23 protein-coding genes are annotated in these 13,054 nt (G+C 40.7%); 6 read left to right on the top strand and 17 right to left on the bottom strand.

Translation table 11 applies throughout. The features are described from left to right. Nucleotides 1-14 precede the first annotated feature (14 nt). Complete coding sequence (locus tag IQ244_RS27700) at nucleotides 15-368, top strand: thermonuclease family protein (RefSeq protein WP_193899909.1); 354 nt, start codon at nucleotides 15-17, stop codon at nucleotides 366-368. Here the strand turns inward: IQ244_RS27700 and IQ244_RS27695 are convergent. The 9 genes from IQ244_RS27695 to IQ244_RS27655 are packed head-to-tail and all read right to left on the bottom strand — an operon-like array spanning nucleotide 365 to nucleotide 5,268. After that, nucleotides 365-730: a hypothetical protein gene (locus IQ244_RS27695; protein WP_193899908.1), complete on the bottom strand. Its 366-nt coding sequence runs from the start codon at nucleotides 728-730 to the stop codon at nucleotides 365-367. The two genes, IQ244_RS27700 and IQ244_RS27695, sit on opposite strands and share 4 nt — an antisense overlap. 2 nt (nucleotides 731-732) lie before the next feature. Next, nucleotides 733-1,248: a hypothetical protein gene (locus IQ244_RS27690; protein WP_193899907.1), complete on the bottom strand. Its 516-nt coding sequence runs from the start codon at nucleotides 1,246-1,248 to the stop codon at nucleotides 733-735. Nucleotide 1,249: 1 nt separating this feature from the next. Beyond that, complete coding sequence (locus IQ244_RS27685) at nucleotides 1,250-1,651, bottom strand: hypothetical protein (RefSeq protein WP_193899906.1); 402 nt, start codon at nucleotides 1,649-1,651, stop codon at nucleotides 1,250-1,252. A gap of 1 nt (nucleotide 1,652) precedes the next feature. Continuing rightward, the gene (locus IQ244_RS27680; RefSeq protein WP_193899905.1) at nucleotides 1,653-1,964 is read right to left on the bottom strand and encodes a hypothetical protein; all 312 of its coding nucleotides are present in this window, start codon (nucleotides 1,962-1,964) and stop codon (nucleotides 1,653-1,655) included. Between the two features lie 35 nt (nucleotides 1,965-1,999). After that, nucleotides 2,000-2,389: a hypothetical protein gene (locus IQ244_RS27675; RefSeq protein ID WP_193899904.1), complete on the bottom strand. Its 390-nt coding sequence runs from the start codon at nucleotides 2,387-2,389 to the stop codon at nucleotides 2,000-2,002. A 9-nt stretch (nucleotides 2,390-2,398) separates the two neighbouring features. Beyond that, nucleotides 2,399-3,973: a hypothetical protein gene (locus IQ244_RS27670; protein ID WP_193899903.1), complete on the bottom strand. Its 1,575-nt coding sequence runs from the start codon at nucleotides 3,971-3,973 to the stop codon at nucleotides 2,399-2,401. Continuing rightward, on the bottom strand, nucleotides 3,964-4,359 hold the full coding sequence (locus IQ244_RS27665) for a hypothetical protein (RefSeq protein ID WP_193899902.1): 396 nt from the start codon (nucleotides 4,357-4,359) through the stop codon (nucleotides 3,964-3,966). The genes IQ244_RS27670 and IQ244_RS27665 overlap by 10 nt, the downstream gene beginning before the upstream one ends. Further along, the gene (locus IQ244_RS27660; RefSeq protein ID WP_228059201.1) at nucleotides 4,340-4,594 is read right to left on the bottom strand and encodes a hypothetical protein; all 255 of its coding nucleotides are present in this window, start codon (nucleotides 4,592-4,594) and stop codon (nucleotides 4,340-4,342) included. The genes IQ244_RS27665 and IQ244_RS27660 overlap by 20 nt, the downstream gene beginning before the upstream one ends. Further along, a complete protein-coding gene (locus tag IQ244_RS27655) occupies nucleotides 4,594-5,268 on the bottom strand; it encodes a hypothetical protein (RefSeq protein WP_193899901.1) in 675 nt (224 codons plus the stop codon). The genes IQ244_RS27660 and IQ244_RS27655 overlap by 1 nt, the downstream gene beginning before the upstream one ends. Nucleotides 5,269-5,521: 253 nt before the next feature. On the opposite strand from IQ244_RS27655, the gene IQ244_RS27650 reads away from it, so the two are divergent. After that, complete coding sequence (locus IQ244_RS27650; RefSeq protein ID WP_193899900.1) at nucleotides 5,522-5,767, top strand: hypothetical protein; 246 nt, start codon at nucleotides 5,522-5,524, stop codon at nucleotides 5,765-5,767. Nucleotide 5,768: 1 nt separating this feature from the next. Here IQ244_RS27650 and IQ244_RS27645 read toward each other — a convergent pair whose 3' ends face one another. Genes IQ244_RS27645 through IQ244_RS27635 form a run of 3 tightly spaced genes read right to left on the bottom strand, consistent with a single transcriptional unit; the run spans nucleotide 5,769 to nucleotide 8,738 of the window. Then, nucleotides 5,769-7,808 carry a hypothetical protein gene (locus tag IQ244_RS27645; RefSeq protein ID WP_193899899.1) on the bottom strand — a complete coding sequence of 680 codons (2,040 nt, stop codon included), beginning with the start codon at nucleotides 7,806-7,808 and terminating at the stop codon, nucleotides 5,769-5,771. Then, on the bottom strand, nucleotides 7,774-7,932 hold the full coding sequence (locus IQ244_RS27640; RefSeq protein WP_193899898.1) for a hypothetical protein: 159 nt from the start codon (nucleotides 7,930-7,932) through the stop codon (nucleotides 7,774-7,776). The genes IQ244_RS27645 and IQ244_RS27640 overlap by 35 nt, the downstream gene beginning before the upstream one ends. 2 nt (nucleotides 7,933-7,934) lie before the next feature. After that, entirely contained in the window at nucleotides 7,935-8,738 is an 804-nt protein-coding gene (locus tag IQ244_RS27635; protein WP_193899897.1) for a hypothetical protein, read from the bottom strand. A 247-nt stretch (nucleotides 8,739-8,985) separates the two neighbouring features. On the opposite strand from IQ244_RS27635, the gene IQ244_RS27630 reads away from it, so the two are divergent. Together IQ244_RS27630 and IQ244_RS27625 are read left to right on the top strand one after the other, a co-directional pair. Beyond that, a complete protein-coding gene (locus tag IQ244_RS27630) occupies nucleotides 8,986-9,567 on the top strand; it encodes a tyrosine-type recombinase/integrase (protein WP_193899896.1) in 582 nt (193 codons plus the stop codon). Then, a complete protein-coding gene (locus IQ244_RS27625; RefSeq protein WP_193899895.1) occupies nucleotides 9,564-9,734 on the top strand; it encodes a hypothetical protein in 171 nt (56 codons plus the stop codon). The genes IQ244_RS27630 and IQ244_RS27625 overlap by 4 nt, the downstream gene beginning before the upstream one ends. Before the next feature lie 119 nt (nucleotides 9,735-9,853). On the opposite strand, the gene IQ244_RS27620 is transcribed toward IQ244_RS27625, so the two are convergent. From IQ244_RS27620 to IQ244_RS33435, 5 genes are all read right to left on the bottom strand, one after another. Beyond that, nucleotides 9,854-10,045: a hypothetical protein gene (locus IQ244_RS27620; protein ID WP_193899894.1), complete on the bottom strand. Its 192-nt coding sequence runs from the start codon at nucleotides 10,043-10,045 to the stop codon at nucleotides 9,854-9,856. Further along, nucleotides 10,038-10,589, bottom strand: a complete 552-nt coding sequence (locus IQ244_RS27615) for a hypothetical protein (RefSeq protein WP_193899893.1) — start codon at nucleotides 10,587-10,589, stop codon at nucleotides 10,038-10,040. Before IQ244_RS27615 ends, IQ244_RS27620 begins: the two co-directional genes overlap by 8 nt. A 57-nt stretch (nucleotides 10,590-10,646) precedes the next feature. Further along, nucleotides 10,647-11,342 carry a hypothetical protein gene (locus IQ244_RS27610; protein ID WP_193899892.1) on the bottom strand — a complete coding sequence of 232 codons (696 nt, stop codon included), beginning with the start codon at nucleotides 11,340-11,342 and terminating at the stop codon, nucleotides 10,647-10,649. A 146-nt stretch (nucleotides 11,343-11,488) separates the two neighbouring features. After that, nucleotides 11,489-11,668 (bottom strand): hypothetical protein, encoded by a 180-nt coding sequence (locus IQ244_RS33440; RefSeq protein WP_193899891.1) that lies wholly within the window; start codon nucleotides 11,666-11,668, stop codon nucleotides 11,489-11,491. Then, nucleotides 11,653-11,775 carry a ribbon-helix-helix protein, CopG family gene (locus IQ244_RS33435; protein WP_416209794.1) on the bottom strand — a complete coding sequence of 41 codons (123 nt, stop codon included), beginning with the start codon at nucleotides 11,773-11,775 and terminating at the stop codon, nucleotides 11,653-11,655. Before IQ244_RS33435 ends, IQ244_RS33440 begins: the two co-directional genes overlap by 16 nt. A gap of 435 nt (nucleotides 11,776-12,210) precedes the next feature. Here IQ244_RS33435 and IQ244_RS27595 point away from each other — a divergent pair, with 435 nt between their 5' ends. After that, nucleotides 12,211-12,567 (top strand): hypothetical protein, encoded by a 357-nt coding sequence (locus tag IQ244_RS27595; RefSeq protein WP_193899889.1) that lies wholly within the window; start codon nucleotides 12,211-12,213, stop codon nucleotides 12,565-12,567. Nucleotides 12,568-12,617: 50 nt separating this feature from the next. After that, nucleotides 12,618-12,836, top strand: a complete 219-nt coding sequence (locus IQ244_RS27590) for a hypothetical protein (protein ID WP_193899888.1) — start codon at nucleotides 12,618-12,620, stop codon at nucleotides 12,834-12,836. Nucleotides 12,837-13,054 lie beyond the last annotated feature (218 nt).

Raw genomic sequence — 13,054 nt, 5'->3', positions numbered from 1 at the left:
TTATCTTAAAAAATATGAATTTTGTAGAGTTACTTTTAGTTTTGGCTACGGTGCTGAATGTCGGAGATAGCAATATAATTACCGTCAAAAGCGATACAGGACAGATTCAGACAGTCAAACTTACCTGTATTAATTTACCAAATGCAAGACAAAAACCTTATAGTTCAGCCGCAACGCAGAAACTCCAACAACTCTTACCAACAGGTAATCCTGTTGTTATTAGAAGAGTAGCCGAAGATGAAGGCGATCGCATTCTTGGCGAAATATTTGTAGATAATCAGTCGATCAATCTCCGCTTAGTTGCCGAAGGTAATGCTGTTGTTGATCAAGATTCTATCGACAACTGCTCAGAATCCCCAGAGGGTTAATATTCATCATCCCTGAGAACAAAGCCAGATTCTCTGTTGAGAAACCCGGAAAGCTGTTTGATTAAACCCCTAAGCCGATTAAATTTATGTTCTAATTGCGTATCAAAAGAATGTATTCGGTAGTCGTAATGTTCTTTCTTGCCAGCGTACTCAGTTAGGTGAACATCAAGATTTTTCTCAATCGTGTACAGCCGTCCATTAACGCTGTCCTTGAGTTGATCAACCGCAGATAAAACATTTGTCTCAACTCTTGTAATCCTGGCATTGATATTAGACTCAACCTGAGCAAGCCGATAAACAGCGCCAAACAACATAAACAAAAGAGAAAAAACAGTCAAAGCATTATTAATATCAATTTTCATACTTATTCTGGTGGTACTCGGCTTGTCATAGAGCCATCTGGCATAAACTCAAAATTCATATAACAGTTGTTGGCGATTTCATTCCATTCGCTAACAGCAGAGGACAAAGGTAAACTTTCTGTAGGAATCGACTGTAAAACAAAATTCCACAGCAATTTCAAATCATCAAGATTGAAATCTTGGCGATTAGTAACACCTAAAGTAATAGCTAAAGTTTCAAGTCTACGTACAGCGTCTTTATCAACTGCATCAGAAATAAATTGATTGTATGCAGCATTACTCTGCATACTTCTATTAAATTCAGCCCAATTAATTAGGGGAATGGGTTCAGATTGCAGGATTTCAGATACTAAAATAATCTGCCCAGCCTGTAATCTATATTTTTCAGGATTTGAGCTTAACTCCTGCCATTTCTCATCAGTGATTTGAATTGCAGTATCAGGAATCAAGCTATTTATAGCGTTATTGAAAAAGCCATCAATTTTATTGTTGGAATCAAAATTCACAAAATAAGCCATATTAAATTCCTATTGCAAAAACTCTAAAGCTGACAATTGTTGTATTCGTAGTATTCATTAGTATTCTCGCTGTCACCCTAGTGTTGATCAGCGATTCAAATTGCACTCCGTTGGCGCTATTATTAGCACCACTTAATAAGCACCCAACAACGTTGTATACAGTGTTAAATGCAATTGGAAAAGTAATATTAAAAGTGTATGGAGTACCGCCAGTAAAACTTTGGCTTGCAGCGGTGTATGTTTGCCACTGCAAGATTAGCCCATTGGGTAATTTTATCCACCCAGCATTAACTGCTAATGATTGACTCGCGCCTAGATTAGCCCAAGCAATAGCAGCATCAGCCAAGTCACTCAGGTTATTATTTTTCTGTAGTGCTGTAGTATTTGGATTCGTCAAAGGCATATTAGGTTAGTTCTCTGACTAAAGCACTACCATTTGCTGCTGTCCAAATACCAGAAATTGCCCCAGTGTAACTAAAGGGAATTTCGTAATATCCGCCCGCTTCAAGTATGGCGACAAAAGCACTTGTAGACGCAGTAGCACCAAACTCAATATAAAGTTTGGCTGTACTATTATTCCAAATCGTTCCGCCTTTTCGGCTATTATTTGTAGCCAGTAAAGTAATGCTTGTAACTGATGCGTTGACGCTACTGGGTGTGCTGCTGCTACTAGTTGGCGTGGTTACGGTTACACTTGCAGGATTAGATAAAGGCATTTATTAAATACACTCCTATCTTTTATTTTGTTAACTTAAATTTCATTCTTGAGCTTTCCTAGCTCTAAAAGCAAAGTTTGTCTCAATAAATCAGCAGGCATAACCATGCTTTTTTCATTAATACCAATTTCCCAATTTTGACTATCACGTTTGAGTTTTATCTCTTGCCCAGAATAGTCAAAAACAGCATAAACGCTGAAAACTAATATTTCTGTTGGTGGAACAATCTTGATTTTTAAAGATGATTGAATACCACTGTCTAAATAAGTATCAAGTTCTTTTTTGAACTGCCCAGTCAGCGCATTAATAGCCGTTTCTTCAGCTTTTTGTCTGTCACCATTAATAATTTCCGCTTTAGCTTGATTAGCTTGCCACGCTGAATTAATGGCTTCTTCAATGTTGAATTGAGGTAAAATAATTTCCATATTTCTCTGTTAATTGGTTGAGTTATCTGCACCGGGTTTCTTGAGGAGTTCTAAAATGATTTCCTCAAAATTAATCGGCTTGGTATCAGTCCATAAATCTATTCGTTCATCCTTACGGATGTACCTTTTACCGTTGATAGGTATACCGGAACCAGCCGCACCAGGAACACGATATTGATTCATGATCGTGAAGTAAGCGGGGTAGATTCTCACTGGTTGCTTAACGTAAGTCCCGCTAACATCCTCGGTTCTGTCTTCAGAAATTGTTGGTTTTTTTGTGATATTTCCTTTGCCTAATGCGGCAAGTGCGCGTAGTCTATCTTCCGCCTCATCCCCAGTTTGACCAAAACAGGCCATGCCTCGCCCGTTGTCCAGTACGGTAAACGCTCGATACCGCCCATACATATAGCCATTAGCACCGCCACAGGCCAGTTTTATCCGTTCCCAATCAAGCTTGGCAGGGTCAATTTCAGGTACTACATAGGTTCCGCTAACCAGTCGGTCTTGCCCGTTTCGTTTTGTCCAAGGCGGAGTTTGAACACTGAAAAATTGCACGATCAGCGTTAGGCTTCTGGGTTTAGCCCGTAGATATTCATCAACAGGAGAACCCACGAAAGTTCCAATATCCTTGGATTCCATTAACTGATAATTGGTCAGCGTTTGCACAATCACTGGCTTGAGTGCTTCTTGAGGCCCTGCCAAAATAATTCGCTGATCATCAATACTGCGATCTGGCTGAATCTCAACGTATTTCGTTTTACCCATTGGGGGTAGCTGCTGTTGTTTGAGTTTTTCGGCTGCTAGGTAAGACTCAACAGAATTTGCAACAACATAGCCAGCTTCCACGCAGCCATCCCAAGCTTCCTCCAAAAATTCTTCTACAAAATTTCGTAAGAAAGTATTGGGGATAGATTCAACAGCATTATCCATTGCGATCGCAAACGACCAGGGTTTACTGTCCTCTGCCCCCCAAGCTTTAACTGCTTTAGCCGCCTTGTCACCAAATAATCGGTTAACCAAACTAACGTTTGATTTAACAAACTTGCGAAGATTTTTAAAACCCCAAAGTAGTAGTGATTGAACTCCACTAATGAAGGTGTACCGCACTAAGTTAGCCAAATTAGACAGAAATTCTTCAGCCAATTCTTCTACTACATTTTCTAAAACGTAAGCACCTAATGGCTCGTTAAAAGCCATGATGGTAGCCCCTGGTAGAACTCCGCACCCCAAATAACCAATTAAATTTCCCAACGTTCCACCCAGCATTCCGCCTAAGGCATCCCAGGATTGCTGAATTTGCTGGTCAATTGTCTTGTCAGACATATTCCAGTCAAATGTCCAAATGAACTGGAGTGTACTAGTAAACAGGCTCCACAAGCCAGTCAGGGTAAAACTAATTAGACCGCCAACATTTGCAATTAAAAAACCAACTAATCTACTGCCAGCATTCCAAAGCCAACCTAAAATGTTGCCGTTGTCGTCTTGCTGTTTATCCTCAAATGAGTTTTTGAAAACTCTTTCCCCAATAGAAGAGCGAGTTTGACGAGATTCTAAAGTTGATTCGATAATATCTGCTAACCCCATAGTTCCTCCAATTTGACTTGCAAATTAGCATCTGGAGTCACACCGATATAACGTTGACGACGGCGACTGGTTTTGTAAACTTCAAAATCTCGAAAATAAACTGAACGCTCTTGTAAGTCTTGGGGAATTGGTACTTCAAAAATCACGGGAGTAGGGGAAGGATAGACCCTTATAGCATTCCCAGTTTGGTCACTGTTTGCAGTCTTGTATCGGGGACGAATTAGAACGTAGCTAGAAAGTTTAGTCCAATCGCTGCAAATAAACGATGCTCGAATGGTGGCGTTTGCACCAGTTGCAGTCACGGGCAATTTAATCCACTGTTTTTTAACTGCTTCCACTGTGCCAAGGTTATTCCAAACGCCAATATCATCCGTAACAGTCGTCATCGTTGCTGCGTTCCTCTATTAACTGGTCGTACTCCCCACCCTCACAGTATTCTTCTAGTTCATCCTCGGTCACAACTTCTAAAATGCCACTCCCCGCACGGGCTACAAACGCAAAATCAGGATTACGATCCGCGAAATTTTGCCAGCCGATCGGGAGGGTTCCATGCAGATAGTTGTAAAACCAAGGATGTCCAGGCAGAATTAACCCAGATTCTGTTTCAATTGGCAGCATCATTAGCCGTTGTTAGCTGGCGCACTAGCTAAAATCTTCTCCTCAGACAGAATGTCATAGCCTGCTTCAGATGCGTCACCTTGACTGTCTGTAGAAAAGAAACTGGAGAATGTAGACCCATTAGGTAACAGTATTGCAGCACGTCCAGGGTAAGGAATTGAAGCACCACTTACAAGCTTGTTACGTTCAGCCTCAGTAGTAATGGTTGTTGAGTTTTTCAACCCTAAAGCAGCACCGTAAGACTCGAAATCAGTTTTATTCATGGGGAAGCAATACAAGCTCCCATCACTTAATTCAGCAATAGCAGTCAAACTTTGTCTGGGTGAATTCGGCGCGCGTAAACTTACTCCCGTGCGACTTTTTGATAAAGTCCAGCCTGCTGCTTGAGCCAATCCAATATTGTTATATCCACAGAACGTGCTAACAGATTGCTGTTGTCCAGCAGCAGCACCAGTTTTTTTCAAAACTCTGGGGGGGTTAGGTGCTGAAGCACCAATTATTTTTAGTCTCCCAGCTGCAACGGCGTTTGGCTGTACGTGACCTAAAGCTGTGATATCTGCCGCTGTGACACCTGGAAGGGAAGTTAAATCTTTGGGTTTAAAACCAAAGTACATCAAGTCGTTAATGGTTACAAAAACGAGGTTTGACCGTTTTTTACCACGAGTATAAGAAGACATAAATAGTTGAATCTCTGCTTGTTTAATCAACGTTATTCGGCTCTGTTTGCTAGTAGCAACAGCAAGAACACATAGACAGAGACTAGAAAAACCTAAGTCACAATAGACACTTTTAACCAACCGATAAAAGTTTAATTACCAGTTATGATTTAACAACTAATTTTCAAAAATGGCATTTAGACCCCTAGGGGTCTAAAAAAAGACGACACCTTAATTAGCGAGAAAAAAACGCTGCAAAAAGCGATTATCAACGATGGAATTAATTGTTTATCCATTACTCTGTACAACGAGCAAACGCACTATGCGTAGGCGTTGGCGAAAAAAGAATTATGGTGTTAAACAACCGTATCGCTACGTACCCCAATACAGACTTATCAAACGCTTGATGCAAGAATTGGGATATACCGAGGTACAAGTGCGCCAACAAATATTTAACGAAAGACTTTGGCTGTTACGTGAAGATTGGGGACAGAATGAAATTACAAAAGCTGATGTGTAATTTAAGTGCTTTCACTTGTGTCTGCACCAATTTCTCGAATTTTTGGTCTTTGATTCAGAGGGCGACTATAAGGATGTAAATTATCAGTTATCCCTGGTTTAGCGATAAACCCTGATTCGGCACTTTCTACGAATTCGTCCCAGTCGCTCTTTTTAGGTGGTGGCGGTGGCGCGTCTGGGTTGTTTGGGTCTGGCGGTGGCGGAGTTTTAGCCAAAGTATCAACCGCACTTGAAAGTTTTACCGCACCTTCAAGAATGTCTTTGATTTTGGTTAATGGGCTACTTGTGCCAATATTCCGAAAATTTGCAGCCCTGTACATAGCAGCCATTTCTAATATTGGTGCAATTAAATCATTCAGGTCGTTCTTGTCATCGTTATCCCAACCTTTTACGCTAATTTCTCCAGGCTTAAGCATTTTATCAAGTTGTTTTTCACCAGGAACAAAAGTAAAAGGTATTTTTCTATCGATTTGTTTACCTTTATATCCAAGAAATTCTGCATTTGCCGCACCATAATCTCTTGCTAAAATAGCTGATTGTTTAGCACTTCCCGCCTCAATCATGGCGTTTACAGTTGCTACTAAATTAGCTGCTGATTCGCTTCGTAATACTAATAGTAATCCCACTATTTCAGCGACTGCTTCAGCTAGATTTGGCATAGTGACTGTTTGTTGCTGATCACCTTGTTGGGTAAGGTCTGCATCTTTGATTTTTATCTCTTGTGGAAACTGCCCAAACTGGGCATTAGTTTGAATAACAGAATAAGCAATGTATTGCGCCAGACTGTCTATTTGTCTTGTTCCACTGTTTTTCTTGACTAAACTATTTGGCACAGAAGCGGGTAACGGGCCAATTCTTTTTAATATAAGTCTTAGTAGTTGGTCATTATTAGAATCATTGTTGCATTGACACATACATTCACAATCTTTCGGCGGCGGCGGTGGTGGTGGGTCGTAATTTTCTAGTTTTTTGGCACTAGTTTGATATTCATCTACTTCTATAGAATACCCACTTCCATAGTAAGAAATACCAGAAAAATCTTCAGAGTAACCATCAATAGAAATTTGCCTACCTTCAAAGTAGGATGGCACTTCTACAGGAAACAGAGAGCTATCATAACTAAAAAATGAATACTCAGTTTTAATCGTATTTCGTTTACTTTCTAAAATTAGATTATCTGTAGCATTAATTATTCTGGCGTATTGATTAATATATTGAGAAGCCATAGCAGCAAAATAATAGCTACTGCTTTCTATATCTATATGTGGATAAACAGAAGCCCCAACCGCGTAATAAACTTTAAAACTACCTGACGCATTAGCGATAAATTCTGCCGTTGCATCTTCATAATCGCCCGGCAGTATTCCATCTAAATTATTAACGTGAGTTTCAATTATAGGAATGCTCCATACACCTTGAGCGTATGCAACATTCATTTTAAAGCTATATTGGAAATTAAATGTTATCGAACAATTAGCAATAACATCTGTATCTAAATAAATATCAGTTTGAATGGGATACTGAATATTAATAACATCAACTTGATAGACCTCTTCTACTAATCCAATGGGTAAAGTAAACTGGCTACCAACGCCATCGTTATAACCATATTGCAAAGATTTATAAGTAATATAAACCCCCGAATCAAGAGTAGTATTATCATCATAATTTTCTAAATCGGGATTATGTGGTGGTGGCGGTGGTGGCAACCTACAATCACCTGGCTTGCGATAAACAAACTGATAAAGAGGTAATTTGATGAATCCAAATGATGGTGCAAATTGAATACCAATATTGCAATCATCTTGAACTTTTGATAATCCAAAATCTACAAAATCTCTAGTGAACGGATTACCGCCACAGAATGGACTGTCAGGCCAGCGACCGCAGTCAAATGGACTAACTGAACCCCCAGGAGTTGCATAAAATCCACCGCCTACGGGGAATAATCCCGGCGTTGGCGGTTCTGCTTCCTGTGGCGGTTGCCAGCCGTCATTCTCTGGGGGTCTACGCTGGCGCGGTTGTTTCTGTTGGCGAACCATTGGTAAATCTCACAATCAAACCATAAGAGTCATTGTGTAAGCGTTGATATTTATCGCGCATTACTTCTAAATCAGTTTTACCTACAATGCGATAAGGCATTTTAAAATCAGCTTCATCATTCATATTTAAAATAATTCAATTCCAGAGACAACTGAGTTTGAACTTGAAATTGCAGTAATTACACCTTTGTAATTAATTTCTTGGGTTGAGTATTGAAAAATTCCGTATGGTTTTAATACAATTCCTTTACCGAGAAATGGTAATGTTCCTAAGTCTAAATAAATATTGATGTCTGATTCGTTAGAAATAATTACATTTTTTCTGTTTGGGTTTGCATTCAGTATTGTAGAAATTTCATTATTCACAGTTTTGTTAAAGGGAACAGAATTATTAATTGGTGTGGGACTATCGTCAATACAAATTTCTTTGACATAGCTCCCGTGAATTGTCACGGTATCCCCAGACTGAAGCAGCCCCCATCCTGCATCTTTTAGCTGAACTCCTAATCTGCCGTTTTTACCTAATTCAATGGCTAAATTTTGGGTGTACAAGTCCATGATGTTGTACACCCGGTAAGGGTAGCCCGCAGGGTTAAGTAAGCTAATTGATCCTACAGGATGCCAATTAATAGAATCTTCCGATACTAATAAATCTAGTTGTTTTCTGGCTGAACTCCACTCTGTATTTAGTGATTTGTACAAAGCTTGTGTGTTGCTATCCTCTAGCGTTATGTCTGGTAGATTCGCTTCTGGTAGGCTGGCGATTTTTACATAAGCCTTGAGATTTTTTACAAAAATGTTTTCACTGACAACTGACCCAGTATCGATAGTGAAATCATTATCAGTAAAAATAGGGTAAACATTGGAAGTGCTATTAGCATCCAACTTCAAAACAATTGGTTTGGCTTCATTGATAGTAGATATCGCCATGATGTTTTTTTAAGGTCATATTTGATTGTTCCCAGAAAGTAAATTTAGTTTTACTGGGTTGACATCATGACAATTATCAATCGGGCATATCTTCCAGTTTTATGTAGAAGTGGTATATACGCTGATGGCGTGTAATGCTTGCGAATAATAGGATTGAGCAAATATTTATGAGTAGTGAATATTTACAAAATTCCGCTTTTACCTCTTTTTTGGGTAAAAGCGGAATATCCAAAATTTTGTTTTTGATATGCCCAAGGTTAACAGAAAAGGTAAGGCCGCCGTCATTTCTAACGATGAATTTTCAAAGTTGCGTAAACACATTAAGACTCAAAAGTACAAGCTGCTTCTTGACCTAGCTTGGTACACGGGCGAACGTTGGGGGGCTTTGCTCAAACTTAAGGTGAGTGATGTTTACGATCGCCACGGTAAACCCAGGCAGATACTCATTTTCCCAGGAATTATCAGAAAACACAGGCCAGACGGTACAGCCGAAACTGTGGAAATTCCAGTGCATGACAATTTACACGAGTCGCTGGAACGCTTTGAGCCTGGGGATAGTGAATGGTTGTTTCCTTCGCGGTGCGGGACTAAGCCAATTACTTTACGCAATGCCTATGACATTCTCAAACGGGCGACCGAATGCGCTGGTATGAGTGCCAAAGGAATTTCAACTCACACTACCCGCCGGAGCTTGGTTAATCGACTGCGGAAGAATGGTACGGCTAAATCTGTGATTCGCAAAATCACAGGACACCGTGATGATAAGGGTTTAGACCCCTACATAGATATTGATATTGATGAGGTCAAAGGAGCGATCGCTACACTATGAGCCGTGAACTATTTTTAAAAATTGAAGAACTTTACGTTCGCGCTACTCTTGCGGACTACAAACACCCCTATGATTTGGCCAAGGCAATTGAAGAAATAGCAAATATAGCTTGGGATGCAGTGGATGAGCATTTAGAATATCTAAATATCAATAACTCTACTGAGTAACACTTTTGCGATCGCAATTCTGGCGCGTAGAACTGCGATCGCATTTTTCATCCACTACAATCAAGCTGAAATATTCATTTTTTGCGATCGCTCTCCTGCCTTTTGGCGCGATCGCATTTTTATGATTGGTCTGGGTTATCTTGCTGCCAGTCAACTTCAAGGTCAAGACGCATCAATTCAATTAAAGCTTGCTCGATTTTCTCGTAAAATTCGATTGCCCTTTCACGAGATGAAGTCCGGACTGTCAACTCTACAGTCATCTCATCTTCACTCAAAGTCAGGCGAACATGATTAGTTCTTGGTCTACCCATTGCTACCTCTCAACATCTGCTTAATTTCAACTGGGGTCTGTCCATCTGCGATCGCAAATTCTACGGCCTGTTTTTTCTCACGTCCCTGCTGTGATCGCAAACTACCAAGGTGGCATCTGTTTATCTTTCTGCCTTCCATCCAGCAGTAACGGTAATAATAATGTTTCTTACCGCAGCGTTTCACCCAGTATTCTTCAATCCAATGGGTGTGTTCGGGAGCAACTTGATTATTTAGTTGTTGCTCCCGAACAGTGTCAGTGTTCAGAGTAGTTTGTGTTACTTGCTCCCGAACACTCATTACTTGGGTTTCGGCTACCAAGTCAGGATATTTCTTTTCCCATTCATTCCATGCCCTTTCATATTGCTGATGCGTTGAGTAGTCGTCCGGGTCTGGTGGTTCGGTGCTGTCGTCATACAGCAAGCTAATTTGTCCGTTATTCTCAACCGTTCCAGGTGAAAGGACAATCTCATCCCAATATGGATCATGGACTGTTTTAATCGTTTGCGTTGGGGCAAGGTTAAACAGTGTTAATTGTTCAGTCATAATTAATTTGCTTTAGTAGATGCCTGCCAAATTGGCAGGTTTTTTTATACATAGGAATCAACCAGAGGGGAATAATTCATTCCACTCTGTAGAGTTCCCATATTTTTGAAGTAGAGCGTTATAGTTTCGCGGATGTATCCACCACTGACCACGAATACAACCTCTAATAAATCCTTCTGGGTTTTCAATCTTCTCAAATCCACCACGAAGATTGAACATGATAATTGCTAGTTTGATTTCGTTTTCAGGACGTTCTAAAACCTCTTTAACATCTGAGTCAAAATGTATACCAACTTCATTCAAGAGTTCCGAGTTGGTGTCAATAGAAGATTGCTGCTGCTGAGAACTACCCCCGACGACAGATTTATCATTTGAAGTGGGTAAATCGTAACTAGAGTTACTATTGTGTAACTTTTTTTCTCGCACCTTTTTAGGTGGCTTCAACCACTCCAAGGGTCTTACAAGTAACTTAAATATCTTCCATGAGTACTGTTTAACTACTTGCACTACTCGCACTTCAACAAGTAAATCAAACATCTTTTTAAGGTAGTTGTGAGCGTATGGCTTGCCCCTCACCTTTGCTACCCATGAATTTATTTGTGCTAAATCTGGCTCTATTTCTGTACCTATTTCGCCTTCTCTCATCAGGCACTGCCAAATTAATTTGGCTGCTGGTGGTATGTGATGTTGAAAGCAGTATGCCTCGTGTTCTTCCGTCCACGGAAGATTGATTTTAATGTTATTTTCTGTCATTATGATGTTAGTAGTAATTAGATATTTAGCCGCCCGGAAGTAGTGTTTTAGGCGGCTATTTGCATCTTTAAAAGCTTGGTTCGCACTGGTGTAGTGAATGCGATCGCATTAAAAAAACCGTCCTTACCCATATAGGTAGGACGGTTTTATTCTAAATGCTCGGAATCGTTTTCTAGTTGAGACTGAAGTGATTCAAACTCTTGGATTCTAGATTCAATTTTTTCTGCCTCTGCATCAAGCTGATGAATTTCTTCGTAAAGCTTTTTGATTTCCTCTTTTTTTGATGCCAGCTGATCACGATAGTCGCCAATCAGTTGGCGCAGCATTCCCCCAGTAATTGATATTCCTGGGGAGAGGATACTTGCTCTCTTGCTATTCGTTCTATCATCTCGCTCTTGCTGATGCCCATCGCTTTGGCCTTCGCGTCTAACATCTCTACCCCTTCGGGTGTCAGTGTTAACGTCAAGTCTTTCTTGCGTTGACCGTGTAGCGGTTTCCTCATTAGCTATACCCATGCACTACTCCTTAATTGTACCCTGGCACTATCTTTACATATAACCCTGGTACTATTATATTTAAAGTTGTACAGGGGTACAATTAATTTGCATAATACAACTGCGCCCCAACTCCAAAACCAAACAGAGATAGCAGCCTGTAGCCCGTAGTGCATAAAAACAAAGACCTGCTGTGGAGTTGAAAACGGTCAAAGCCTTGCTGTAAAAGGATTTATTTCCTTAATCACTAATCGACACTGGCATTTAACCCCTGTAAACACGCTGCATAGTGGCACTTAAACCCCACCATGCACACACTCAAACCGCACTATGCACGGACTTAACGCTGTGCATCATATCCTTATGCACCCATTATGGAAGCACTAGAACCCGCTGTTAATGGCAGTAAAGCCACACTAAACACCGACAAGAAAACCACCAAAGAAAAAGACAAGCCGAAACGACACTTACCAGCTTTACCAAGTGCCGTTTCGGCCGCAGACATGAACAATGTCGAATATTCGGGACTGGCTGACAGAACAGCGGTGGAATGGTCATCTCTCAAAAATTACGAGATGTTCAGTCTCAGCCCTGACGGTTCATTCCCAATGATGAAAGTTAGTCGCTCGAAAGCTGTGCGGCTGGCTGACCGCGAAGTGATGATGGTCGGTTCCGGCCGCTGCTTTCGAGTTTCCTTGTCTAACCATCCAAACAAAACAAGCCCTAGTTAGAGCCTAGAGCTTGCCTTGAATTGAATTTCTACCTAACAAAGAACTTTACCATGACAGAACATCGACCGTTAACACCCAAAGAACAAAAAGTTGTTGATGAATTTGAAACCGCCCGCCCTGGTTTGGGAGCGATCGCCGAAAGCAACATCCGCAACAATCATGTAACCGGTTGGGCTGACATCATTGCAGACACCCCAGAAGAAGAACTGGTAGTGCGTGATGGTTTTAGCTCCAACTCCTTTATGTACAAGAGGTTGGGTGATGGATAATCTCGACACTTGCGAATCAGAAATTAAGGATAGTATTACTTCCAGCCTAGAACCCATGCCGGAAGCTGTACCCCAATCACCCGAAAATTCTATTTACAACTTCAATGTAATTCTTGATCAGGAGGGGGAATGAACCAACTGTTAATTCTCCTGTTGACTTTGCTATCTCTAACATTTGCGATCGCAGCAATTTACAAACAGGAAGCCAGTCAGCCTTG

It is taken from the genome of Nostoc sp. LEGE 06077 (genome assembly GCF_015207705.1).
Classification (GTDB): domain Bacteria; phylum Cyanobacteriota; class Cyanobacteriia; order Cyanobacteriales; family Nostocaceae; genus Nostoc_B.
The sequence above is the reverse complement of the archived record's forward strand: the minus strand, read 5'-3'. Positions and strand labels throughout refer to the sequence as shown.